The following is a 23,865-nucleotide window of genomic DNA, read 5'->3' on the forward strand; positions in this document are numbered from 1 at the left end:
GAGGCGAACGAGGATTCCATGCGTGTATTGATTGTCGAAGATGATCCCGGCTTGTCGCAGGGCATGTCGGCCTATCTGCAGGCTCAGGGAATGGATGTCGAAGCGGTGGATGACGGCGTCGCCGCGCAAGTGCGGCTCGCGGCCGGCGGCATCGACATGGCGCTGATCGACGTTGGCCTGCCGGGCTTGTCCGGCTATGAGCTGGTGCGCGGCATCCGGGCCGGCAAGCTGCCCGTGGCCGTCATCCTGGTGACGGCCCGCGACGCCTTGTCGGACCGCATCTATGGGCTCGATCTGGGCGCCGACGACTACCTGGCCAAGCCCTTCGAGCTGTCGGAGCTGTCGGCGCGCATGCGTGCGGTGGCGCGTCGGGTGGGGCATCTGGCGCGGACTGAGCTGCTTTTCGGCGCGCTCAAGATGGATGTCGAAGACCACCTGGCGACCCTCGCCGGCACGCCGATCTCGCTGACCGGGCGCGAATGGACGCTGCTCACCGCCCTGGTCGAGGCGGGAGGGCGCACCGTGCCCAAGGAACGCCTGGTGGCCGACGGGTCGCCCAACGCGGTCGAGGTGTATATCTCCCGCTTGCGGCCCCGGCTGGAGATGGCCGGGCTGGTGATCCGCAGTGTCCGGGGCTTCGGCTATCGCCTGGAGCTGCGCGACGCCGACGCCGCGGCGCAGGGCTAGGCGGCCGGGGCGGGGGGCATGCCGAGTCTCAAGCGCCGACTGCTGCGGGCCCTCGCCGTGCCGATCCTGATCGGCCTGCTCGGCGGGCTGTTTGCCTATCGCACGGCCAGCGAAGTGATCAGTGATGCCTACGATGCCAACCTGTTGAACCTGGCCGATGGTGTCGCGCAGCGGATCCGCCGGGCGGACGACATGCTGGCGATGGATCTGGCCGCGGGCGGGCAGGCGCTGCTGCGGACCGATCAGGTGGATACCATTTTCTACCGGGTGCGTGCCGACGACGGCAAGGTGGTGGCCGGCGATGCCGATCTGCCGCCGCCCGAGGCGCTCGAAGTCGACGGTGCGCCGGCGTTCTACGATGCTCCGTACCGGGGCGAGACGATCCGTGGCGTTCGTCTGCACCGCATGATCGACGGCCGCGGGTTCCATGTGACGGTGGCCGAAACCCTGGGCAAGCGGCACGCTGCCCTGTTGCGCCTGATGCTCGGCTTCGGCGCCGCGGTGATGGCGGTGGGGCTGGCGGTGGTCGCCATCGTCCGCTTCGCCATCCCGACCGGGCTGCGACCGATCGCCCGTCTGACCGCCGCGCTGTCGGCGCGTGCCGGCAACGATCTGGACCCCATCGATCCTGCCGGGGTGCCGCTCGAGATCCGGGGCGTGGTGATGGCGCTCAACGCCATGTTGCTGCGCCTGGCGTCGGCGCGTGACGAGCAGCGGCGGTTTTTGCAGAACGCCGCTCACCAGTTGCGCACCCCGCTGGCCAACCTGCAGATGCAGGTCGAGCTGCTGGGGACGACACCGGCGCCAGAGCAGTTGGCGCGAGTCGCCCGGGCGACGACGCGCGTCACCCGGCTGGCCAACCAGTTGCTCGCATTGGCCCGTGCCGAGGCGGGCACTCAGCACATTCTCGATGCGCGCCCGGTCGATCTGGCGCCCTTGATCGACGACATGCTCGACGACTGGCTGGCGCGCGCCGACCGCAAGCAGATCGATCTCGGTGTGCACCGGGCGCCGGCCTGGGTGCGCGGCGACGGCACTTTGCTGCGCGAGTTGCTGGCCAATCTGGTGGAAAACGCCCTCAAGTACGCACCGACGGGCGGGCGGGTCAGCCTGCACTGCGTCCAGCACGGCAGCGGGGTGCTGGTGACGGTGGAAGACGACGGCCCCGGCATTGCCGAGGCGGAGCGTGAGCGGGTGTTCAAGCGCTTCTACCGCACGCCGGGCAGCGTCGGCAGCGGGGTGGGGCTGGGCCTGGCCATCGTGCGCGAGATCGTAACGGCCCACCAGGGCCGGATCGCGCTGGAAACGCCATCTTCCGGCCATGGCTTGCGGGTGCGTGTGGAGCTGCCGGGCGAGGAGCGCGGATCAGTCGCCGCGTGAGGCGAGGGCGGGATCGGTGGACGGCGGAACCCAGCGCGCCAGCGCGTCTGCGCTGATCGCCCGGCTGAAGTGATACCCCTGGCCGTGCCTGCAGCCTTCGGCCAGCAGGAAGGCGGCCTGGGCGGCAGACTCCACCCCTTCGGCGATCACCTCGAGCGACAGGCTGTGGGCCAGCGCGATGATGGCGCGGGTGATGGCGGCGTCGTCCGGATCGTCGGGGATGTCGCGCACGAAGGACCGGTCGATCTTGAGCCGCGTGACCGGCAGCCGCTTGAGGTAGGACAGCGATGAGTAACCGGTGCCGAAGTCGTCGATGGCGATCGCCACGCCGAGCTCGCGCAAGGCCTCGAGGCGCGCGATGGCGTCGGTGGCCTGCTGCATGACGAAACCTTCGGTGATCTCCAGCTCCAGCCGGACGGCGGGCAGGCCGGTGCTGGCCAGGGTGTCGCGGATCAGGCTGACCAGGTCCCCGCGGCGCAGCTGCGACGCCGCCAGATTGACGCTGATGTGCCCGAAGGGCAGGCCGGCGTCCAGCCACTGACGGGCCTGACGGCAGGCTTGTTCGAGGACCCAGCGACCGATACGCGGCATCAGGCCGCATTCTTCGGCGATGCCGATGAAGGCCGACGGATACAACAGGCCGCGCTCGGGATGGGCCCAGCGCACCAGGGCCTCGACACCGGCCATGGCGCCGTCGGCGAGCGTCACTTGCGGCTGGTAGTGCAGGACGAACTGGTCGAGGTCGAGTGCCTTGTGCAGGTCGTTTTCCAGCCGGACTCGCTCGGTGGCCTTTTGCGTCAATTCGGGGGTGTAGAAGGCGAAGCCGAAGCGGCCGGCTTCCTTGACCTGGTACATGGCCGCATCGGCGTTGCGGATCAGGTCGGCGGCCTCCTGTCCGTCCCGCGGGAAAAGGCTGATGCCGATGCTGGCGGTGACGAACTGTTCGCGCATCTCGATGGCGAAGGGCTGGTTGAGCGAGAGCTGGATCTTTTCGGCCACCAGCACCGCGCCATACGGCTCCTTGACGTCTTCGAGCAGCACCACGAATTCGTCGCCGCCGAGGCGGGCCACGGTGTCGTCGAGCCGCACGCAGGCGCGCAGGCGCTCGGCCACCTGACGCAACAACTGGTCACCGAAGGGGTGGCCGTAGACATCGTTGATGTTCTTGAAGCGATCCAGATCGACGAACAACACGGCCAACGCGGTGCCGCTGCGGGTGGCATGCTCGATGGCGTGGTTGAGGCGCGCGTTGAGCAGCATGCGGTTGGGCAGGTCGGTGAGCGGGTCGTGATGGGCCAGATGCTCGAGCTGCTGGGCCGACTGCTTGACGCTGGTGATGTCGGAGAACACGCCGGCGTAGAACACCGGCGTGCCGTCGCTGGCGCGCACCGTACTGAGCGTGAGCCACTCGGGATAGATCTCTCCGTTCTTGCGCCGGTTCCACACTTCGCCGCGCCACTGCCCGGACTCATGCAGGCTGTGCCACATCGCCTGGTAGAACTGCGGCGGGTGCTTGCCCGAGCGCAGCAGGCTGGTGGGCTGGCCGATGGCTTCGTCGCGCCGGTAGCCGGTGATCTCGGTGAAGGCCCGGTTGACTTCGATGAGTCGTGCCGACAGGTCGGTGATCATCATCCCTTCGGTGCTGCTGTCGAAGACGGCCGCGGCCTGGCGCAGGCGCTCGTCGGCCTGACGCTGGGTGGTGATGTCTTCGATGATGCCGACGAAGTGGCTGACCGCGCCCTGGGCGTCCTTGACCGGACGGATGCTCATGCGGTTCCAGAACAAGCCACCGTTCTTGCGGTAGTTGCGCAGCACCGCGTGGCAACTGCGGCCGTGCGCCAGTGCCGCGCGGATCTTGGCGATCCCGGGCTGGTCGCGGTCGTCGCCCTGCAGCAGGCGCAGGTTGCGGCCGAGGATCTCGTCGGCCCGGTAGCCGGTGATGGCCTCGACGGCGGGGTTGAGATAGACCACGGGCATGTCGTCGCCGGCGCGCGAGATGACTACCCCGTTGGCCGCAGCCGACAGGGCGCGGTCGCGTAGCTGCAACTCGCGTTCGGCATGTTCGCGGGCACGCCGGGTGGCCACGGCCGCCACGGCGCGATCGATGGCCGGCACCAGGCGGGTGAAATTCGTCTTGCTGACATAATCGGCCACGCCGGCGCGTAGCAGGTCGATGACGGCCTCTTCGCCGATGGTGCCGGAGACCACGATGATCGGCGTGTACGGATATTTGCCGAGCAACAGATCCGCCGTGCGGTGGATGTCGATGTCGGGCAGGTTGTAGTCGCTGAGGATGACGTCCCAGCCCGGTGCGCCGGGGGCCAGCGCGTCGGTCAGTGCGGCGGCGGTGCCGACCCGTGCGCATTCGCAGCCGAGGTGGCTACGCGCCAGGTGGCGCACCAGCAGGCGGTAATCCTGTTCGTTGTCCTCGATGACGAGGACGCGCAGCGTTGCGTTCATTGTGAGCTCGTGGGCGGTGCGTTCAGGAGCATCCAATAGAGCCCCAGCTGGGCGACGGCTTGGGTGAATTCGCCCGGATCGAGCGGTTTGCGCACATAGCTGTTGGCGCCCAGATCGTAGCTGCGCAGGATGTCCTGCTCTTCGTCCGAGGAGGTGAGCATGACCACCGGGATGTGGTGGGTGCGCGGATCGGCGCGCAGCTGTTCGAGCACTTCGAGGCCGCTGAGGCGGGGCAGGCGGATGTCGAGCAACACCACGGCCGGGGCCTCGCCCGGGTCGCGCCCGGCGTGCGCGTTGCGGCAAAACAGGTAGTCGAGGGCGGCGGCGCCGTCATGCACGACGTCGACTTCGTTGACGACGTTGATGCGCTTGAGGGCGCGCAAGGTCAGCCGCAAATCCTGGGCGTCATCCTCGACGAGCAGCAGTTTGCGCTGATTCATGCCTTTTCTCCTTCTTGTGCACCCAGACTGAAACGGAAACAGGCGCCCTGACCCGGCCGCCCTTCGCCCTCGATCCAGCCGCCGTGGCGCCGGATGATGCGCGCCACCGTCGCCAACCCGATGCCGATGCCGGGGAACTCGCTCGGATGGTGCAGGCGCTGGAACGGTTCGAACAGCTTGCCGGCAAAGGCGGGGTCGAAACCGGCGCCGTTGTCGGCGACAGCATACACCTGCTGCCCATTTTGCATTTGGCCGGAGACGCGGATGAGCGCCGATTTGCGGTGGCGCGAATACTTCCAGGCGTTTTCGATCAGATTCTGCATCACCGTGGCGAGCAGGCGGCTGTCACCACGGGCGTCGAGCGCGCCCTCGCACTGCAGGCGGACATCGCGATCGGGATGCAGCTGACTCAGCCGGCGGTGGGCGGCGTGGGCCATCTCGCCCAGGTCGATGGGCTGGCGCACCAGCGTGGCACGGCTGCTGCGCGACAACTCGAGCAGGCCATCGATCAGGTCGCCCATGCGGGCGCTGGCGGTGGCGATCTCCTGGAGAAAGTCGTGGGCACCCTCCGGAATCTGCTCGGCAAAGTCTTCCTCGATGGCGCGCTGGAAACCCTGGATCGCTCGCAGTGGCGCCCGCAGGTCGTGCGAGGCGGCATAGGTGAAGGCTTCGAGTTCGGCGTTGGCGGCCTGCAGCTCGGCGGTGCGCTGCTCGACCCGCTGTTCGAGTTCGTCATGGGCGTGTTGCAAGGCTTCGGTGGTCAGCACCCGCTCGGTGATGTCGAGCAGGGTGCCGCGCATGACGGTCGCCCGGCCGTCGAGCTCGGTTTCGATGCGCCCCTGGGCGAACAACCAACAGTGCTCGCCGTCGGGGCGCTTGAGGCGAAACTCCTCGCGGAAGGGAATGGCATGCTTGAGGGCGTTCTTGAAGGCGGCGTCGACACGCGCGGTGTCGTCGGCATGGACGGCGTCGAGAAACAGATGGTAGGTCGGCGGCTGCGCCAGCGGATCGAGGCCGAAGAGGCGGAACAGCTGGTCCGACCAACGAATCTCGCCGCTGCTGATGTTCCACACGAAACTGCCCAGGCGTGCCTGTTCCTGCGCTTCAGCCAGCTCGGACTGTTTGCGGATGAGCGCCTCCTCGGTGCGTTTGCGCTCGGTGATGTCTTCGCCGAAGGCCTGCAGGGTGACGACCTGGCCCTGGGCGTCGCAGATGGCGCGGCGTGTCCAGCGCTGCCAGCGGATCTGCCCGTGGGCGTCGATGACTTCATGGGTGTGGCTCATCACGGGATGCGCCGCGTTCAGCGCGGCCAGCCCGGCGCCGACGGTTGCGCGCTGCGCCGGTGGCAGGTGGTCGAACAGCGAATGCCCGACCAGCGCCTCGCGCGGCTGGCCGAAGTAGCGGCAGTAGGCTTCGTTGACGAATTCGATGATGCCGTCGGCCCGATGGCGGCACACCAGCACGGGCAGATCTTCGACCACCGAGCGGTACTGCGTCTGGCTGGCCCGCAGTTGCTGCACCGTGGTGTGCAGGTTGATGGCGTCGGTCATGCGGCGGGCGGTTTCGGCAAACAGGTGGCGCTCGGTCGCGCTCCATTGGCGCGCATGGCTGCACTGGTGGATGCCCAGCGCCCAGGCCGGGCCGAGGCTGGGCTGTAGTGGTGTGAGCATCAGCGAGCGCACGCCGTAGGCGGCTTTTTGGGGCGCCAGTGCGTCGTCGTCCTGGCCGTCGACCAGGGTGTAGGGTTCGCTGCTGTCCAGTGTCTTGCGGCAGATGCCGGCGATGTCCGGCGTCATCGGCTGCGCTTGCTCCGAGCCGCCGATGCCGGGGTGTTCGAGGCGAGTGGACTCGACCGGGAGCCGCCAGCTGTCCGCGGCCGGATCGCAGGGCGTCATCAGCCAGGCGCGGTCGCAGTCGAAAATGTGGCGGACCGCCTCGGTGCCGGCGGCGAGCAGGGTGTCCAGGTCGGCGCTGCTGCGCAGGGCCGCGTCGATGTGCTCCAGCGATTCGAGAAAACGGATGTGCTCCTGGCGGGCCGCGTCCGCCCGCTTGTGCTCGGAGATGTCGAGGGTGATGCCCAGATAGCCGCTGATCTGGCCATGGTCGTCATGCAGCGCCTCGGCCGCGCTGAACACCCACACATCGTCCGTCGCGCGCCGGTAGCGATACTCGGCGTTGAACGGCCGTCCCTCGGCGATCTGAGCCTGCCAGGCCGCTTCGATGCGCTGGCGATCCTTGGGGTGCAGCGCACGGGCCCAGCCGTGGCCGCGGCCCTCGTCGGGCGACAGGCCCGACAAGGCCGACCAGCGCGCGTTGGCGTAGAGCAGCTCGCCGGCGGCATCGGCATGGTAGATGCCGACCGGGGCCACGGTGGTCAGCGCCCGAAAGCGCGCCTCGCTGTCGCGCAACAGGCTTTCGGCGTGCTTCTGCTCGGTGATGTCGACCGAGGAGCCGAGGATGCGCAGCGGCGTCTCGCCCGGCCCGGAGACCCGTTGCCCCTGCACATGCAGCCAGGCGGTGCGGCCGTCGCGGCGCAGCACGCGGTGATCGAGCTTGAGCGTGTGGGTGTCGCCTTTGGCGATCCGTTCAAGCGCGGCGAGAAAGGCGGCCGCGTCGTCGTCGGGCAGGCGGGACAGCCAGGTGCTGAGGGTGCCGGGCAGCGCGTCGGGCGGGTCGCCGGTGAGCAGCGCGAGGTTGGCGTCGACCACCAGGCGCCCTTCGTTCGGCCAGATCTCCCAGGCGGCCGCTTCGCCGATCCGCGCCGCCAGCGCGTAGCGGCGGCCCATGTCGCGCAGCTCGGTGACATCGGCGGTGACACCGAACAGGCCGACCGGTTGCCGGTGGGCATCGAAGGAGACATAGCCCTTGGCCTTGAGATCGCGCCGCTCGCCGGTGTCGTCGCGATGGATGGCGAATTCGCATTCGGCCTGACCGCTGGCCAGGGCCGTCTCCAGCGCCTGTTGCACGCGGGGACGATCCTCGGCGACCACATGCGCGAGCCAGGCATCGAGCGATGGCGGTTGGGCGCCCGGCGGCAGGCCGTGGATGCGCAGCAACTCGTCGGACATCTGCAGCCGGCCACTGGTCGGCGACCACTCCCACCAGCCGACATGGGCCAGGCTCTGGGCTTTTTCCAGCTTGCGGTTGAGGGCTTGCTGGGCCAGTTCTTCGGCCTTGCGTTCGGTGATGTCGGTATGCGTGCCGACCACCCGCAAGGGCCGGCCGGCGGCGTCCCAGGCCACCGTCTTGCCCTTGCGCCGGATCCATCGGTCCTGGCCGTCGGCATGGCGCAGGCGGATCTCGATGTCGAACGGCGGGGCGCCGAGCTTGCGCTGGGCGTCCATGTGCCGCGCCACCAGCGCGCGGTCGTCCGGATGGACCGGGGTGAGCGCATCGGCCGGCGCCAGGGGGCCGGTGACGACCGGGTAGTCCAGCTGGCGGAAGTAGTGCGCGCTGGCCTGCCAGGTGTCGCTGGCCAGGTCCCAGTCCCACACGCCACCTTCGGCCGCGTCCAGCGCAAACGCCAGGCGCGTCTCGCTCTCGCGCAGCGCTTGGGCTGTGGCGTGGCTGTCGGTGATGTCGCGCACGACGGCGATCAGCTGCGGGCTGTCGTCGAGCGGGCACAGCCGGGCTTCGTAGCGGCGCGGCCCGCCATTGACCTCTAGGGTGTAGTCGAAGGTCTCTACCGCGCCGCTGTCGGCTGCCCGGGCCAGCGCCTGGGAGAAGCGCCGGGCGGGCGCATCGGGCAGGACGTCCTGCATGCGCTTGCCGAGGAAGTAGTCGGGCGGGGCGTGCAGATCGTCGTCACGGGCCCGGAAATCGATGATCGTGCCGTCGCGGCGCAGGTGGAAGAACAGATCGGGCAGTGCCGAAAACACCGAATCGAGGATGCGCTCGCTATGGCGCACCGCGTCGAGCGCCTTGCCCAGCGAGATGTCGGCCGATTCCAGCGGGGCGGTGCCGTCGCCGACTGTGGGCGGCGCGGCGAAATGCTGCAGCAGCTCCTGCTCGCCCACCAGGCCGACCAGTCCGCCGCTGTCGTCGACCAGGACCAGGGCCCGCAGCGGCGAGCGCTGAAGGTGCTGGAGGGCGGTCCGGCAATCGGTACAGGCGTCGATGAGCGGCGCCGGGGCCATCCGGCTGCGCACCTTTTCGTCGGGCGTCGGCGGGGGATCGAGCAGTAGCGCAGCGCTCAGCAGGCCGACCGGCCGCTGCTTGTCGACCACCACCACGAATCGGTGGGTGCTTAGCGGCGCAGTGAGCTCGGAGAGGCGCGCGCGCGGCGTGGTCACCGGGATGTCGCCGCTGCACAGCTCGGAAAGCGCCGGTCCGTTCATGGTGTGGGGGTGTTGCTCGTTCATGCGTGTCGGGGATGCGCACACAGGATAATGGGATTTACCCACCCTGAGCCAGCATGCCTTGAATGCCGCGCACCGTGCAGGATGTCGCTTGTATTCGATATTTGCCGTTTCTATAGTCAGTTTGTCCCTACGGATCCTCGGTCTGCGGGTTTCTTCATGCGCGGGAGGCGATGGCATGCATGCGAGCAAGCGGTTGGCGGTGTTGGCCACTGCCGTCACAGTCGGGGTCGCTGGGTGTGCCAGCACGGGTGAAGGCGGCATGTCCAAGCAGTCGATGGGCTCCGTGCTGGGCGCCGTCGGCGGCGCCTTGATCGGCAGTCAGGTAGGCAAGGGCTCGGGGCGCAATCTGGCGATCATTGCCGGCGCACTGGCCGGCGGCGCGCTGGGCAACTGGATCGGCGCCAAGCTCGACGAGCGCGACCGCGCCGCCCTGGCGGCAAGCACGCAGGAAGCGCTCGATTCGGGCCGTCCGGTAGCCTGGCAGTCCAATCACAGTGGCGCCAGTGCGACGATCACGCCGGTGTCGAGCAAGACCGTCACCACGCAGCAGACGATCCGGCGCGCCCCCAAGATCGCCACGGTGCAGAACATGGCCGTCATCAACCAGCCCTACCGCGCCATCAAGTCGGTCAACCTGCGTGCCGCGCCCGGCACGGGGGCCGAGAAGGTGGGTGGCTTCCTGGAGGGGCAGACCTTTACCGCGCTCGGGCGTACCGACAACGACTGGATCGCTGTCGGGCGCAAGGGCGTGACCGTCGGCTATGTCTATGCGCCGCTGGTCGGGCCGGTACCGACGACCCAGGCCAAAGACGCACCGACCGACCTGGATGCCATCTCCACCGAATCGGCCAGCGCGCAGGGCTTCGACCTCGACGCCATTGAACCGAGCGCCGCCGTGAGCGAGCAGGTGGCGGTGAAGACCACCTGCCGCACGGTCGATTACCGCGTCAAGACGGCCGACGGTGAAGAGAGCAAGACAGTCGATGCCTGCCAGAGCGCCGATGGCGCCTGGCAGCTGAGTTGATATGCGGGCCCCGACCATGCTGCGTTGCTTGGCGGCCACGGCGCTCGGCCTGTCGGCCGGCGTGGCGCTTGCCGACAGCTATCGCCTGGCGCTCTCCAAGTCCGAGAACATCGAGATCTTCATCGAGCACGCGGCCGGCAGCGCGTGGTGTTCGCCACGGCTGTCGCTGCGCGCGGTCCATGGCGGCGCTGCCGACACGGCCGGCTTGGCGCGCTTGTTGCCCAAACTCGGAGCGCTGCTCAAGAGCCAATGCCCGCAGGCCTCGGCGCTCGACTGGGTGAGCACGACCGCCGACGGCAAACCCTTCGCCAACGGAACCAGCAGCAAGGCCGAGCTGTGGGTGTTGCATACAACGCCGGCCAAGGCGATGCCACCGCTGGCCGCCGCCGCACCGAACCCGGCACCGGAAGTGCGTGAGCCGCAAAAACCGGCGCCGGCGCAGACACCGGAGCCGGCGCCTCCGCCGGCATCGACACCCACACCAGCCCCGCCGCCCGAGACTGCGCCGCCACCCGCTGCACCGCCGGTGCCCTTGCCGGCACCCGAACCACTGCCCGCGCCGAAACCCGCACCGACCCCGCCGCCGCCGATCGCTGCGCCCGTGCCGGCACCCGCGCCGACCGCCACACCGGCACCCGCCACACCGGCACCCGCCACACCGGCGATCGCCCGCTTCGCCGTGGGCGACTGGACCCCCGGCGAGGGGGCGTCCAGCACCCGTCTGGCCGAGGTGCTGACGGAAATGAAGGACCAGAACGGCTGCCGCATCCTCACGCGCATCGAGTCGCGCACCAACATGGATTACGTCACGCTCAAGTCCGACGGCCTGAGCTGCGGCGCGGACGGCTATGCGAGTGGCGCGGGGCGCCTGACGCTGGAGCGCTCCGACGGCGTGCCGATCGCGCGTACCGGAAAGCTCTGGTTTTCGGCCGGCATCCCGTTGACCCAGGAGGCCACGGTCCGCCGGCCGGTGGCCGCCGACACGCGAAACACGCTGTGGTTTCACCTGGCCAGCGATGCCGCGACACGTACCCACTTCCTGCTGCGGGCGCGGGCCACCAGCTATGGCGGCATCGGCGCCTGGCAGGTGGACCCGCAGATCGACGCGGTGACCGAGCAGGCCGACCGCTTCCGCCAGGCCGACGCCATTCGCGGGGCGGTGGACACCGCCGTGGCGGCGCTCGCGCAAGCCGGCGTGGCGCGTGCCTCGCGGGCCAACCTGGTGTTCTCGAGCGATTTCGACAACGGCACGGTGGCTGGCGATGCCAATCACCTGCTGTATTCGATCAGCGTCTGGCGCGGCCGGGACCGGCGCAGCCCGAGCGGGTGGGGCGATTGGCAGTACAACCTGCAGCAGGCCAACAATCACCTGTTCCAGCGCGATGCGCGGCTGGCCCGGCAAAAGCAGATGGAAGAGCAGCGCGCTGAGCAGCAGCGCCTGTATGCCGAGCAACGCGAAGCGCAGCGCCTGCGCATGGAGCAGGCACGTCTGGCCAACGAGCAGCGGCGCAATCTGCAGACCTACCAGCAACTGGTCGAGGAGGCCGCGCGCGACCCGCAGCGCCTGCGCAACCGGCTCGAATCGGATATCGGCTACGCGCCGCTGTCGGGCGGCGGCTATGCCAAGTTGGTGGCCGGCGGCAAGCGCAAGATCCAGCGCATCGTGCGGGTCGACGGCAGCGACGGTGAGGACGCCGAGGTCGACTGGCCCTACGCCATGCGCCTGCTTGGCCAGCGCAAGCTCGATTCGGGCTGGTACCGGGTCGAAGGCGAGGTGACGCTGGATGCGAAACGACGCGACGACGAAGGCCTGCCGCTCACGCTGCTGGCGGTGGACTCGGCGATGCCTTGCAAGGCCGAGGGGTGCACCGATCTGCTCGATCCGCTGGCCGTGACGCGCATGACGCTCGGCCAGCCCGACTGGACGCCCGAGGCCGCCCAGGCGGCGCTCCAGCAGCAATGAGGCGCACACCATGGCGATGAATCAACGAAACCTGATGCTGGCCGGCGGTGGCGTGGCCGTTGCGCTGGTGGTGGGCTGGGTGGTCCTCGGCCAGGTGGCCGACGGCAAGGCCGAAGCGGCCATTGAGCAGATGCTCGACACTCATGGCATGCGCGACCAGGTGCGCTGGGAAGCCGTGTCGGCCTCGCCCTTCGGCGGCAGCGTGCGCCTGGACGAGGTGCGCATCGAAGGTGGCATGGGCGAGGGCGACGTGCGCATCGCGCGGATCGACATCGACGACTTCATCGACGAACCCCGCCGCAAGCGGGCCGAGGTCCGGATGCACGGAGTGGCCACCGGCGAGGGCTTCAGCCCGCTCGGCGGCGTCGAGTTCGTGCAGGCCAGCGGGCGCTCGCAGCTGCCGCCGGCCACCGTGACCCTGCATTGGGAGATGGACCTCGACGACGACGCCATGACGCTGGCGCTGGAGGTGGACCAACCCGAGGTGATGAAGGCCCGCCTCGATCTGGCGCTCGAACGTGTCGGCGCGCTGGCCCGCTTGGCCGAGGGCGAGGCAAGCCCGTCGGCGTTTGCACTGGGCGGCGAGGCGCGACCCCGGCGCGGGCGCGGCGGTGGTCCGCCGCCCGGTCTGGCCATGGCCTTGCAGATGCTCGAATCGATCGGCGAGGTGCGGCTCAAGCATCTCGAGGCGGCCCTGCGCGACGATGGCTACATCAAGCGCAGCATCGCCTTGCACAAGCGCTACGGGATCCCGGTGTCGCCGGCCGATGGCTCGGCCGCGGCGCAGCGCGACAAGCGCTTCCAGGCCGATATCGGCAACGCGCGCGGCGATTGCGAAAAGGATCTGCCGGTCGATGACGTGGGCGATCGCAAAAAGGCCTGCGCCACCCTGATCCAGTTCGTCAGCGGCGAGGAGGACAGCATCCGCCTGACGCTCAAGCCGCAGCGCCCGGTGTCCTTCTCGGAGGTGTTCGAGCAGGCCATGAAGGCGCCGGCGCGGCTGGCACCCCTGCTGCGCCCCGAGATCGACTCCTGAGAGGTTGTGCGCCGATCGACTGCGCTCGCCACGCTTGCCTCACTGCGTCTGAGCGCTGGCTCAACCGGCCTGCATCCGCAGCAGTTCGCGCAGATCGAGCGGCACATCCTCGCCGGGGCGGCGCGCGTCGCCGTCCGGCGCGTTGAGCAGGGTCTCCAGCGCGCGCTGTAGATGCGCCGGGTAGGGCAGCATGGTGCCAAGGAAGCGCACCGCCTCGCCCTGCTGGATCATCAGCGTCGGGAAGTTCTCGATGTCCATCTCGTCGGCCCACTCGGCATGGGTCTCGATGTCCACCCACAGGAAGGCGGCCTGCGGAAACTGCGCCTGCAGCGCGGCAAAGCCGTCGCGATACTCGCGGCAGGTGCCGCACCATTCGGCGCACAGGCAGGCCACCAGCCACTCGCGCGAGAGGGCGTCGGCGACATCGGCAGGATCATCGAGATTGACCAGCGGGTTCATGGGGCGATTCGTTCAGTCGGTCGTCCCGCTTATACCGTATCTGCCGGGCGGGCGCCATGCGACGGATCCACTTGCCAGCGCCCGCCAACGGCGTATCGTTCGCCGCCATGGATCTGACCGACCGTTTTCTGGCCCTGCAAGCGCTGCTCGAAGACTACGCCGAGGTGTGGCGGCCCCGGCCGTTCTGCGTCGATACGCCGGCCTGGACGCCGCGGTTTCCGGCCCTGCAGACAGCGGTGCTGCGGCTGGACGAGGCCGAGTTGGTGCGGCTGCAGGCCGACGAGGCGGCGGCCCTGGCCTGGGTCTCGGCGCAGCTGCCGGCCTTGGCGGTTCTGGCGCGGCTGACCGTGGTCGAGCCGTGCGAACGCCACGCCTTGCCGCCCTGCGATGCCCACTTCGACTGGGCGATTCCTGGCCGCAAGCGCGAGCAGATCGAGGCTTTCGCCGCCGCGGTCGGACCGATGGAGGTGCCGGTACTGGAGTGGTGCGCCGGCAAGGGGCACTTGGGGCGGCGACTGGGCGCGGGCGGGGTGGCGGTGACGAGCCTGGAAATCGATCCGGCCCTGTCGGCCGAATGCGCCCGCCTGGCGCTGCGGGCGCGCCGGGTGCAACACAGCGTGTGTGCCGATGCCTTGTCCGATGCGGGGCAGGCGCGGGTGGCCGGCCATCATGTGGTGGCGCTGCATGCCTGTGGTGAGCTGCACCGCAGCTTGGTGCGGCGGGCAGCGCAGGGCGGGGCCGAGGGTTTCAGTATTGCGCCGTGCTGTTACGACCGGGGGGTGGGCGAGCGCTATCGACCGCTGTCGGTGACGGCCGCGCTCGATCTCGATGCCGGCGATCTGCGCCTGGCACTGACCGACACCGTGACCGCCACCGGCCGCGAGCGGCGCGCTCAGGGCCAGGCGCGGGCCTACAAGCTCGGTTTCATCGCCCTGCGCCAAGCGCTGGAGGGCTCGCCCTACCGACCGTTCCGACCGGTGCCGGCGGCGTGGTCGCGGTTGGCGTTCGACGAGTTCTGCCGTCTGCTGGCCGCGCGCGAAGCGCTGGCCTTGCCCGACAGCCTGCGCTGGGCGGACTGGCTGGCGATCGGCTGGGCACGCCAGGCGCAGGTGGCGCGTTACGAGCTGGTGCGCCATGTGTTTCGACGCGCGCTGGAGCTGTGGCTAGTGGGGGATCTGGCGCTCGGCCTGACGGCGGCCGGCTACCGGGTGCGGCTCGGCCAGTTCTGCGACCGGGCGCTCACGCCGCGCAACCTGCTGGTGCAGGCGGCGCGGGCATGATCGAGCGGCTTATTCTTTCAGCGGACGCTTGACGAAGGGCTTACCGCCCTTGAACGACTTCTTGGGTGCGCCCGGGCGCTTGCTGGCACCGGGCTTGGTGCCGAAGCGCTTGGCCGGAATCGGCGTGGTGTCGTCGGCCTGAATGTTCAGCGCCTGCTGGCACACGCGGGTGCGCTTGAGCGTGGCCAGCGTGTCGTTGGACAGGTCGCTGGGCAGCTCGACCAGGCTGAAGTCGTCGAACAGATGGATCTGACCGATCTGGCCGCCCGACAGCCCGCCCTCGTTGGCGATGGCGCCGACGATTTCCTTGGGCGTGACGCCATGCTGGCGGCCGACCGCGATGCGGTAGGGGCGCAGCTTGCCGTCGGCGGCGTCGCGGCGGCGGCTGAGGATTTCGTCGCGGTTTTCGCGCGGCGTGCGCACTTCGCCGCTGGTCGGCAGCTCGGCGCCCTTGGCAGCGTCGAGTTGCAGCGGCTTGTCGCGCTGGGCCATGAAGGCCAGTGCGGCGGCGATGGAGTGGGCCTTCAGGTCGTTTTCGTCGCGGATCTGGCCGACCACTTCCATGAAGAAATGCAGCTCTTCCTTCTCCAGCACGTCGAGCACTTCCTGCTTGAACTTGGACACGCGGCGGTCGGCCATCTCGCTGCGCGTCGGCAGCGTGAGCAGGGCGATCTTCTGGCGCGTGGCATGTTCGATGGCGCGCAGCATGCGCTGTTCGCGGGCCGTGATGAACAGGATCGCGTGGCCGGTGCGCCCGGCGCGACCGGTGCGGCCGATGCGGTGCACATAGGCTTCGGTGTCGTAGGGGACGTCGTAGTTGATCACGTGGCTGACGCGCGGCACGTCGATGCCGCGGGCGGCCACGTCGGTGGCCACGACGATGTCGATCTGGCCCGACTTGAGTTGGTTGATGACGCGCTCGCGCAGGCCCTGGGTCATGTCGCCGTTGAGGGCGGCGGCGGCATGGCCGCGCGCTTCGAGCTTGTTGGCCAGCTCGTCGGTGGCGACCTTGGTGCGTACGAAGACGATGGCGGCATCGAGCTCGTCTTCGGCTTCGAGGATGCGGGTCAGCACGTCGAGTTTGTCATGGCCACGCACCATCCAGTAGCTCTGGCGGATGGCCGCCACGGTGCTGGTGGCCGACTTGATCTTGATCTCGGCCGGGTTGCGCTGGTGGCGCTGGGCCACACTGCGGATGACCGAGGGCATGGTGGCCGAGAACAGCGCGGTCTGGCGGCTGCTCGGGGTATGGCTGAGAATCCACTCGACGTCTTCGATGAAGCCCATGCGCAGCATTTCGTCGGCTTCGTCGAGCACCATCACTTTCAGATCGTCGAGCTTGAGGCTGCCGCGCTTGAGGTGGTCCATCAGACGGCCCGGCGTACCGACAATGACTTGCGCGCCGCGCGTGAGCTGGCGCAGCTGCACCACCATGCTCTGGCCACCGTAGAGCGGCACCACATGGAAGTCGCGCAGGTAGCGGGCGTAGGTCTGGAAGGCTTCGGCCACCTGGATGGCCAGCTCGCGGGTCGGCGTCAGCACGAGAATTTGCGGGGTGCGGCGCGAGGCGTCGATGCGCTCGAGCGCCGGCAGCGCGAAGGCAGCGGTCTTGCCGGTGCCGGTCTGGGCTTCGCCGAGGACGTCGCCGCCGGCCATCAGGTGAGGGATGCACGCCGCCTGGATGGGCGACGGGGTTTCGTAGCCGATCTCCGACAGGGCAGTCAGAATCGGGGCGGATAGCCCCAGGGCGGCGAAAGTGGTGGGTGTCTGGTCGGACGTTGTCATGCGGGCCTCGTGGTCTCTGGCATCCCCGGGCGCAACGGGCGACGGGAAACCAGCCAGTATCCGCTATAACGCGCTGAAAGTAAAATGAAATCCTGGGATGTTGCAGTGCAGCGCCCTGACTACTGCGCCAGCTGCGGCATCGGGATGCGCGCGGGCCACCGGCCGTCGCCGGCCGGTGGCCCGATGCGGTTACAGCACCTCGGCGGCGTGATCCGCCAGGCGGGAACGCTCGCCGCGCTGCAGGGTGATATGGCCGGAGTGCGGCCAGCCCTTGAAGCGGTCGACGACGAAGGTAAGGCCCGAACTGCCCTCGGTGAGATAGGGCGTGTCGATCTGCGCGATGTTGCCCAGGCACACCACCTTGGTGCCGGGGCCGGCGCGGGTGATGAGGGTCTTCATCTGCTTGGGCGTGAGGTTCTGTGCCTCGTCGATGATCAGGTATTTGTTGATGAAGGTGCGCCCGCGCATGAAGTTGAGGCTCTTGACCTTGATGCGCGAGCGGATCAGGTCGTGCGTGGCGGCACGGCCCCATTCGCCGCCCTCGTTGGTGGCGCCGTTGAGCACGTCGAGGTTGTCTTCGAGTGCGCCCATCCAGGGCGTCATCTTCTCTTCCTCGGTGCCGGGCAGGAAGCCGATGTCTTCGCCCACCGGCACGGTGACACGGGTCATGATGATTTCGCTGTAGCGCTTGGCGTCGAGCACCTGCGTGAGGCCCGCGGCGAGGGTCAGCAGCGTCTTGCCGGTGCCGGCCTGGCCGAGCAGGGTGACGAAGTCGATCTCCGGATTCATCAGCAGGTTGAGGGCGAAGTTCTGCTCCCGGTTGCGCGCGGTGATGCCCCAGATGTTGTTCTTCTGGTGGCTGTAGTCGGTGAGCGTTTCGAGCACCACGGTGGGGCCGTCCTGCTCGGTCACCCAGGCGTCGAAGGGCGGCTCGGAGGTGGTGTCGAAGACGAATTCGTTGTTGGTCAGCGCGCTGGCCAGCGGGCCGTGCAGGCGGTAGTAGGTGTGCCGCTCGTCCTTCCAGGATTCGAGGCCGGCGCCATGGGTGTCCCAGAAGTCGGCCGGCAGTTCGCGGGCGCCGGCATACAGCAGGTCGGTGTCTTCGAGCACCTTGTCGTTGAAGTAGTCCTGCGCCTCCAGGCCCAGCGCACGCGCCTTGATGCGCATGTTGATGTCTTTCGACACCAGGATCACCGGGCGCTTGAGGAAGCGTTTGGCCAGGAAGCTGACGACGGCCAGGATGTGGTTGTCACCGCGGCCGGTGGGCAGGCCCGGCGGCAGGTGCAGGTCGATGGCCTCGGTCTGCAGGAACAGGCGGCCGGTGGCCTGGCGGCGCGAGGGCTCGGTGAGGTCGATGCCGTCCTCGATGCCGTTGGGGCAGGCGCGGACGATTTCGTCGAGCATGCGGCTGGCCTGACGCGCGTTGCGGGCCACTTCGGACATGCCTTTCTTGTTTCCGTCGAGCTCTTCGAGCGTCATGATCGGCACGAAGATGTCGTGCTCTTCGAAGCGGTACAGACTGGTGGGGTCGTGCATCAGCACATTGGTGTCGAGAACGAACAGCTTGCTTTTCAGCGATTTCGATGCGCGTTTGGTGACCATGCAGGCTCCGGCAGGGGATCGGTGTTCGGTGGCGCCAGGGGCGGAAGGCTCGGGGCCGCCCCGCGGGAATCAGAGGGAATGGACGAAGTGGAGCACCTCCTCGGCATGACCGTCGACCTTGACCTTGCGCCACTCGCGGCGCACCACGCCTTCGCGGTCGATCACGAAGGTGCTGCGCTCGATGCCACGCACTTGCTTGCCGTACATGTTCTTCATGCGGATCACGTCGAAAGCCTGGCAGGCGACCTCCTCGGTGTCGGCAAGGAGTTCGAACGGCAGTTCAAGCTTGGCCTTGAAGTTTTCGTGCGACTTGAGGCTGTCGCGCGAGACGCCCAGCACCACGGCGCCGGCGGCGTCGAACTGCGGATAGAGGGCGCCGAAATCGCGCGTCTCGTTGGTGCAGCCGGGGGTGTTGTCCTTGGGGTAGAAGTACAGCACGACGATCTTGCCGCGCAGCGCGGGGAGCCGGATGGTCTGCGCGTTGGTGGCCGGCAGGGCGATGTCGGGGACGCGTTGGTCGATCATGAGAGCTCCTGTCGATGGGGTTTCACCGCAGGGTAATCGACATTCCGCCGCGATGACAATCGCGCGAGGGTTTTGCGCCGGAGGCGTCAGCCCGGGTCGAAGAGCAGGGCCGCGGCGACGTTTCGGTTTTCGCCCACGAGGATGTTGTAGGTGCGGCAGGCGGCCGGCACGTCCATGATCTCGAAGCCGATGCGCGCCTCGATCAGCGGCCGCAGCAGTGCCGGCGACGGGAAGCGCTGGCGCTCGCCGGTGCCGATCAACAGCACTTCGCAGCCGAGCGCGGCCAGAGTGGCGAAATCGGCCGCGCTCAGCGCGTCGAAACCGCCGGCCGTCCAGCCGGCTTCGATGCGGTCGGGCAGGACGGCCAGATTGCCGCGATAGTCGGCGCCGTTGACTTGAACGAACTCGGGGCCGTAGCCGGTGATGACGTTCTTGTCGGTGATGGTGTCGGGTTGGAGTTTCATGGGCGGTGCACGATGCGGGCAGGATTTGCCGGGGGCGACTGGCTTGGGGTAGATTACAATCTTTTGATTTTCTGGCCAAACGCAAGGTTTTTGCGTTGCAGCAATTGATGCAGCCAGCGTCCTTTCGACAGGGGAAGATGATGAGCAAGACGCCCAATCTCAAGGTGGCAGAGCCGATCGGTGAAGTACAGGGCGCAGCCGCCCGCGCCGACGCCGCCGCCTTGCGGGCGGTGCACAAGTCCCACAAGCTGTCGGAGGTCTGCTACGACATTCGCGGGCCCGTCCTGCGTCGCGCCAAGCAGATGGAAGACGAAGGCCATCGCATCACCAAGCTGAACATCGGCAACCTGGCGCACTTCGGTTTCGAGGCGCCGGAAGAAATCGTGGTGGACGTGATCCACAACCTGCGCGATGCGGCCGGCTATTCGGATTCCAAGGGCCTGTTCTCGGCGCGCAAGGCGGTGATGCACTACACCCAGCAGAAGAAGATCGCCGGGGTGGGCATCGAGGACATCTACATCGGCAACGGTGCCTCCGAGCTGATCGTCATGTCGATGCAGGCGCTGCTCAACAACGGCGACGAGGTGCTGGTGCCGGCGCCGGACTACCCGCTGTGGACGGCCGCGGTCAGCCTCGGCGGCGGTGCGCCGGTGCACTATGTCTGCGACGAACAGGCCGGCTGGTTGCCCGATCTGGCGGACATCCGCCGCAAGATCACGCCGAACACCCGGGCGCTGGTCATCATCAACCCGAACAACCCGACCGGCGCGCTGTATCCGACCGAGCTCCTGCAGGCGCTGATCGAGATCGCGCGCCAGCACCAGCTGATCGTCTTTGCCGACGAAATCTACGACAAGGTGCTCTACGACGGCGAAACCCATACCTCGATCGCATCGCTGGCCGATGATGTCCTCTGCGTGACCTTCAACGGACTGTCGAAAAATTACCGTGCATGCGGCTACCGCGCCGGCTGGATGATCGTCTCCGGCGAGAAGCGCCATGCGCGCGACTACATCGAGGGGCTCGACATGCTCGCCTCGATGCGCCTGTGCGCCAACGTGCCGGCGCAGTGGGGCATCCAGACCGCGCTGGGCGGCTATCAGAGCATCGAAGAGCTGATCGCGCCCGAAGGCCGGCTGACCCGTCAGCGCGATCTGGCCTACGACCTGATCACCCAGATTCCGGGGGTCAGCTGCGTCAAGCCCAAGGCCGCGCTATACCTGTTCCCCAAGCTCGATCTGAACATGTACCCGATCGAGGACGACCAGCAGTTCATCCTCAAGCTGCTGGAGGCCGAAAAGGTGTTGCTGGTGCAGGGCAGCGGCTTCAACTGGCATCAGCCCGACCACTTCCGGGTGGTGTTCCTGCCGCATGAAGAAGATCTGCGCGACGCGGTCGGCCGTATCGCGCGCTTCCTCGACAATTACCGCAAGGGGCTGCATCGCTGTTGATGGCTCCGCCGCGCGATTGAAACACGTCGGCCACCCGGAGATTCCGCGCCGTGGTGGCCGCGTTCTTGTTCCCCGGTGCGTTGCCGGGGGTGTTGACCATGTTGTACTGACTTCAAGAAAACACTGCGATGAAACCGATCAATGTTGGCCTGCTGGGCATCGGCACTGTTGGCGGCGGCACCTGGACCGTCCTTACCCGTAACGCTGAGGAGATTACCCGCCGTGCGGGCCGTCCGATCAGCATTACCACCGTGGCCGACCGGGATACCGCTCGTGCCGAGTCCATCGTGCAAGGGCAGGCCAAGGTCGTTGGTGATGCGTTCGCAGTGGCCCGCGATCCCGAGATCGACATCATCGTCGAATTGATCGGCGGCTGTACCGTGGCCAAGGATCTGGTCATGACGGCCATCGAGAACGGCAAGCACGTGGTGACCGCCAACAAGGCGCTGGTCGCCACGCACGGCAACGAGATCTTCGCCGCGGCCCAGCGCAAGGGCGTGATGGTGGCCTTCGAGGCCGCCGTGGCTGGTGGCATCCCGATCATCAAGGCGCTGCGCGAAGGCCTCACCGCCAACCGTATCCAGTGGCTGGCCGGCATCATCAACGGCACCACCAACTTCATCCTCTCCGAGATGCGCGACAAGGGCTTGCCCTTCGACGCCGTGCTCAAGGAGGCGCAGGCGCTCGGCTATGCCGAGGCCGACCCGACCTTCGACATCGAGGGCAACGATGCTGCGCACAAGGCCACCATCATGGCCTCGATCGCCTTCGGCGTGCCGATGCAGTACGAGCGCGCACACATCGAGGGCATCACCAAGCTGCAGGCGGCCGATATCGCCTATGCCGAGCAGATGGGCTACCGGATCAAGCTCCTGGGCATCGCCCGCATGCGCGAGGACGGTGTCGAGCTGCGCGTGCATCCGACGCTGATCCCGGCGCGCTGCCTGCTGGCCAATGTCGAGGGCGCGATGAATGCGGTGCTGGTGCAGGGCGACGCCGTCGGCGCCACGCTCTACTACGGCAAGGGCGCCGGCGACGAGCCGACCGCCAGTGCGGTGATCGCCGACCTGGTCGACGTCACCCGCATGCACACCGCCGACCCCGAGCACCGCGTGCCGCACCTGGCCTTTCAGCCCGACCAGTTGGTCGACCTCAAGGTGCTGCCGGTGTCCGAGACGCGTTGCGGCTACTACATGCGCCTGCGTGTCGACGACAAGCCGGGCGTGCTGGCCGACATCACCCGTATCCTGGCGGACAACGACATCTCCATCGATGCGATGATCCAGAAGGAACCGGCCGAGGGCGCGTCGCAGGCCGACATCATCCTGCTCACCCACGAGACCGTCGAAAAGCAGGCCGATGCCGCCGTGGCCAAGATCGAGGCCCTGTCAGTGGTGAGCGCGCCGGTGACCCGTCTGCGTATCGAGCAACTCGACCGTTAATCTCTCCCGGCGGGTGGCCGCGTGCCACCCGCCCTCTGGTGACACTCATGCGTTATCTCTCTACCCGGGGGCAGGCGCCCGACCTGCCGTTCTGCGACATCCTGCTCGGCGGCCTGGCGCCCGACGGCGGCCTGTATCTGCCCGAAAGCTATCCGCAGGTCAGCACCGACGACCTGGCCCGCTGGCGCAGCTTGCCCTACGCCGATCTGGCCTTCGAAATCCTGTCGCATTTCATCGACGACATCCCCGCCGAGGACTTGCGCGCCATCTGCCGCAAGACCTACACCGCCGAGGTGTATGGCAACACCCGCGCCGGCAGCGATGCGACCGCGATCACGCCGGTGACCTGGCTGGACGCCGGTGAGGGGAGCGACCATAAAGGCGGCCTGGCGCTGCTCGAGCTGTCCAACGGCCCCACGCTGGCCTTCAAGGACATGGCCATGCAGCTGCTCGGCAACCTGTTCGAGTATGTGCTCGAGCAGCGCGGCGAGCAGACCAACATTCTCGGCGCTACCTCGGGTGACACCGGCTCGGCCGCCGAATACGCGATGCGCGGCAAGCACAATGTGCGTGTGTTCATGCTCTCGCCGCACGGGCGCATGAGCGCCTTCCAGCGCGCGCAGATGTATTCGCTGCAGGACGAAAACATCTTCAACATCGCCGTCAAAGGCATGTTCGACGACGCCCAGGACATCGTCAAAGCGGTGTCGAACGACCATGCCTTCAAGGCCAAGTACAAGATCGGTGCGGTCAACTCGATCAACTGGGGCCGGGTCGCCGCACAGATCGTCTACTACTTCGCCGGCTATTTCGGCGCCACCGCCAGCAACGACCAGCAGGTCGACATGGCTGTGCCCTCGGGCAACTTCGGCAATATCTGCGCCGGTCACATTGCGCGCATGATGGGCTTGCCGATCCGCCGCCTGATCTGCGCCACCAACGAAAACGACGTGCTCGACGAGTTCTTCCGCACCGGCGTGTATCGCCCGCGCAGCTCGGCCGAGACGCATGTGACGTCCAGCCCGTCGATGGACATCTCCAAGGCCTCCAACTTCGAGCGCTTCGTCTTCGACCTGGTCGGGCGCGACCCGGCCGTGGTACGCGACCTGTGGCGCACGCTCGAATCGGAAGGCAGCTTCGATCTCAACCAGACGCCATATCGCGACGCGCTGGCCGGCTTCGGTTTCGTCTCCGGCAGCAGCTCGCATGCTGACCGGCTGGCGACCATCCGTGCCACCCGTGCGGCCTACGGCGTGGTGGTCGACACCCACACCGCCGATGGCCTGAAAGTGGCCGAAGCTTATCGTGACGAGGCCGTGCCGGTGCTGGTGCTCGAGACCGCGCAGGCGGTCAAGTTCGAGGAAACCATCCGCGAGGCGCTGGGCGAAGAGCCGCCGCGACCCGACGGCTTCGCCCATCTCGAAAGCCTGCCGCAGCGCTGCGAGGTGATGCCGGTCGACGTGAACGCCGTCAAGGCCTTCATCCAGGCGCACGTGGCGGTTTGAG

At 67.9% G+C, this 23,865-nt stretch carries 17 protein-coding genes; 9 read left to right on the forward strand and 8 right to left on the reverse strand.

The window, feature by feature from the left end:
- Positions 1–18 precede the first annotated feature (18 nt).
- Both I8J34_RS09795 and I8J34_RS09800 read left to right on the forward strand, forming a co-directional pair.
- Positions 19–687 carry a response regulator transcription factor gene (locus tag I8J34_RS09795; RefSeq protein ID WP_214361219.1) on the forward strand — a complete coding sequence of 223 codons (669 nt, stop codon included), beginning with the start codon at positions 19–21 and terminating at the stop codon, positions 685–687.
- 18 nt (positions 688–705) lie between these two features.
- Positions 706–2,067, forward strand: coding sequence for a sensor histidine kinase (locus tag I8J34_RS09800; protein WP_214361220.1), 1,362 nt, complete (start codon positions 706–708; stop codon positions 2,065–2,067).
- On the opposite strand, the gene I8J34_RS24955 is transcribed toward I8J34_RS09800, so the two are convergent.
- Genes I8J34_RS24955 through I8J34_RS09815 form a run of 3 tightly spaced genes read right to left on the reverse strand, consistent with a single transcriptional unit; the run spans position 2,053 to position 9,328 of the window.
- Positions 2,053–4,527 (reverse strand): two-component system response regulator, encoded by a 2,475-nt coding sequence (locus I8J34_RS24955; RefSeq protein ID WP_214361221.1) that lies wholly within the window; start codon positions 4,525–4,527, stop codon positions 2,053–2,055. The genes I8J34_RS09800 and I8J34_RS24955 overlap by 15 nt on opposite strands.
- Positions 4,524–4,967 (reverse strand): response regulator, encoded by a 444-nt coding sequence (locus I8J34_RS09810; RefSeq protein ID WP_214361222.1) that lies wholly within the window; start codon positions 4,965–4,967, stop codon positions 4,524–4,526. Before I8J34_RS09810 ends, I8J34_RS24955 begins: the two co-directional genes overlap by 4 nt.
- Positions 4,964–9,328 carry a PAS domain-containing protein gene (locus I8J34_RS09815; protein WP_214361223.1) on the reverse strand — a complete coding sequence of 1,455 codons (4,365 nt, stop codon included), beginning with the start codon at positions 9,326–9,328 and terminating at the stop codon, positions 4,964–4,966. The genes I8J34_RS09810 and I8J34_RS09815 overlap by 4 nt, the downstream gene beginning before the upstream one ends.
- A 175-nt stretch (positions 9,329–9,503) precedes the next feature.
- Here I8J34_RS09815 and I8J34_RS09820 point away from each other — a divergent pair, with 175 nt between their 5' ends.
- The 3 genes from I8J34_RS09820 to I8J34_RS09830 are packed head-to-tail and all read left to right on the forward strand — an operon-like array spanning position 9,504 to position 13,351.
- Positions 9,504–10,352, forward strand: coding sequence for an SH3 domain-containing protein (locus tag I8J34_RS09820; protein WP_214361224.1), 849 nt, complete (start codon positions 9,504–9,506; stop codon positions 10,350–10,352).
- Positions 10,353–10,368: 16 nt separating this feature from the next.
- Positions 10,369–12,315 carry a hypothetical protein gene (locus tag I8J34_RS09825; RefSeq protein ID WP_214361225.1) on the forward strand — a complete coding sequence of 649 codons (1,947 nt, stop codon included), beginning with the start codon at positions 10,369–10,371 and terminating at the stop codon, positions 12,313–12,315.
- 10 nt (positions 12,316–12,325) lie between these two features.
- The gene (locus tag I8J34_RS09830) at positions 12,326–13,351 is read left to right on the forward strand and encodes a hypothetical protein (RefSeq protein ID WP_214361226.1); all 1,026 of its coding nucleotides are present in this window, start codon (positions 12,326–12,328) and stop codon (positions 13,349–13,351) included.
- A gap of 60 nt (positions 13,352–13,411) precedes the next feature.
- Here the strand turns inward: I8J34_RS09830 and I8J34_RS09835 are convergent, their stop codons facing one another.
- Complete coding sequence (locus tag I8J34_RS09835; protein WP_214361227.1) at positions 13,412–13,810, reverse strand: thioredoxin family protein; 399 nt, start codon at positions 13,808–13,810, stop codon at positions 13,412–13,414.
- Positions 13,811–13,866: 56 nt separating this feature from the next.
- Here I8J34_RS09835 and I8J34_RS09840 point away from each other — a divergent pair, with 56 nt between their 5' ends.
- The gene (locus tag I8J34_RS09840) at positions 13,867–15,090 is read left to right on the forward strand and encodes a methyltransferase (protein ID WP_230411783.1); all 1,224 of its coding nucleotides are present in this window, start codon (positions 13,867–13,869) and stop codon (positions 15,088–15,090) included.
- Between the two features lie 9 nt (positions 15,091–15,099).
- Here I8J34_RS09840 and I8J34_RS09845 read toward each other — a convergent pair whose 3' ends face one another.
- The 4 genes from I8J34_RS09845 to I8J34_RS09860 all read right to left on the reverse strand — a co-directional run bounded on the left by I8J34_RS09845 (position 15,100) and on the right by I8J34_RS09860 (position 19,466).
- Positions 15,100–16,875, reverse strand: coding sequence for a DEAD/DEAH box helicase (locus I8J34_RS09845; RefSeq protein WP_214361228.1), 1,776 nt, complete (start codon positions 16,873–16,875; stop codon positions 15,100–15,102).
- 189 nt (positions 16,876–17,064) lie between these two features.
- The gene (locus tag I8J34_RS09850) at positions 17,065–18,477 is read right to left on the reverse strand and encodes a PhoH family protein (protein ID WP_214361229.1); all 1,413 of its coding nucleotides are present in this window, start codon (positions 18,475–18,477) and stop codon (positions 17,065–17,067) included.
- 69 nt (positions 18,478–18,546) lie between these two features.
- On the reverse strand, positions 18,547–19,002 hold the full coding sequence (locus I8J34_RS09855; protein WP_214361230.1) for a peroxiredoxin: 456 nt from the start codon (positions 19,000–19,002) through the stop codon (positions 18,547–18,549).
- Between the two features lie 86 nt (positions 19,003–19,088).
- The gene (locus I8J34_RS09860) at positions 19,089–19,466 is read right to left on the reverse strand and encodes an Mth938-like domain-containing protein (RefSeq protein WP_214361231.1); all 378 of its coding nucleotides are present in this window, start codon (positions 19,464–19,466) and stop codon (positions 19,089–19,091) included.
- A gap of 140 nt (positions 19,467–19,606) precedes the next feature.
- On the opposite strand from I8J34_RS09860, the gene I8J34_RS09865 reads away from it, so the two are divergent.
- From I8J34_RS09865 to thrC, 3 genes are all read left to right on the forward strand, one after another.
- Positions 19,607–20,917, forward strand: a complete 1,311-nt coding sequence (locus tag I8J34_RS09865; RefSeq protein WP_304513278.1) for a pyridoxal phosphate-dependent aminotransferase — start codon at positions 19,607–19,609, stop codon at positions 20,915–20,917.
- A gap of 128 nt (positions 20,918–21,045) precedes the next feature.
- The gene (locus I8J34_RS09870) at positions 21,046–22,359 is read left to right on the forward strand and encodes a homoserine dehydrogenase (RefSeq protein WP_214361232.1); all 1,314 of its coding nucleotides are present in this window, start codon (positions 21,046–21,048) and stop codon (positions 22,357–22,359) included.
- Positions 22,360–22,406: 47 nt separating this feature from the next.
- Positions 22,407–23,864, forward strand: a complete 1,458-nt coding sequence (gene thrC, locus I8J34_RS09875; protein ID WP_214361233.1) for a threonine synthase — start codon at positions 22,407–22,409, stop codon at positions 23,862–23,864.
- The last annotated feature ends 1 nt before the right edge of the window (position 23,865 follow it).

The organism is Denitromonas iodatirespirans, from assembly GCF_018524365.1.
In the GTDB taxonomy this organism is placed as follows: domain Bacteria; phylum Pseudomonadota; class Gammaproteobacteria; order Burkholderiales; family Rhodocyclaceae; genus Nitrogeniibacter; species Nitrogeniibacter iodatirespirans.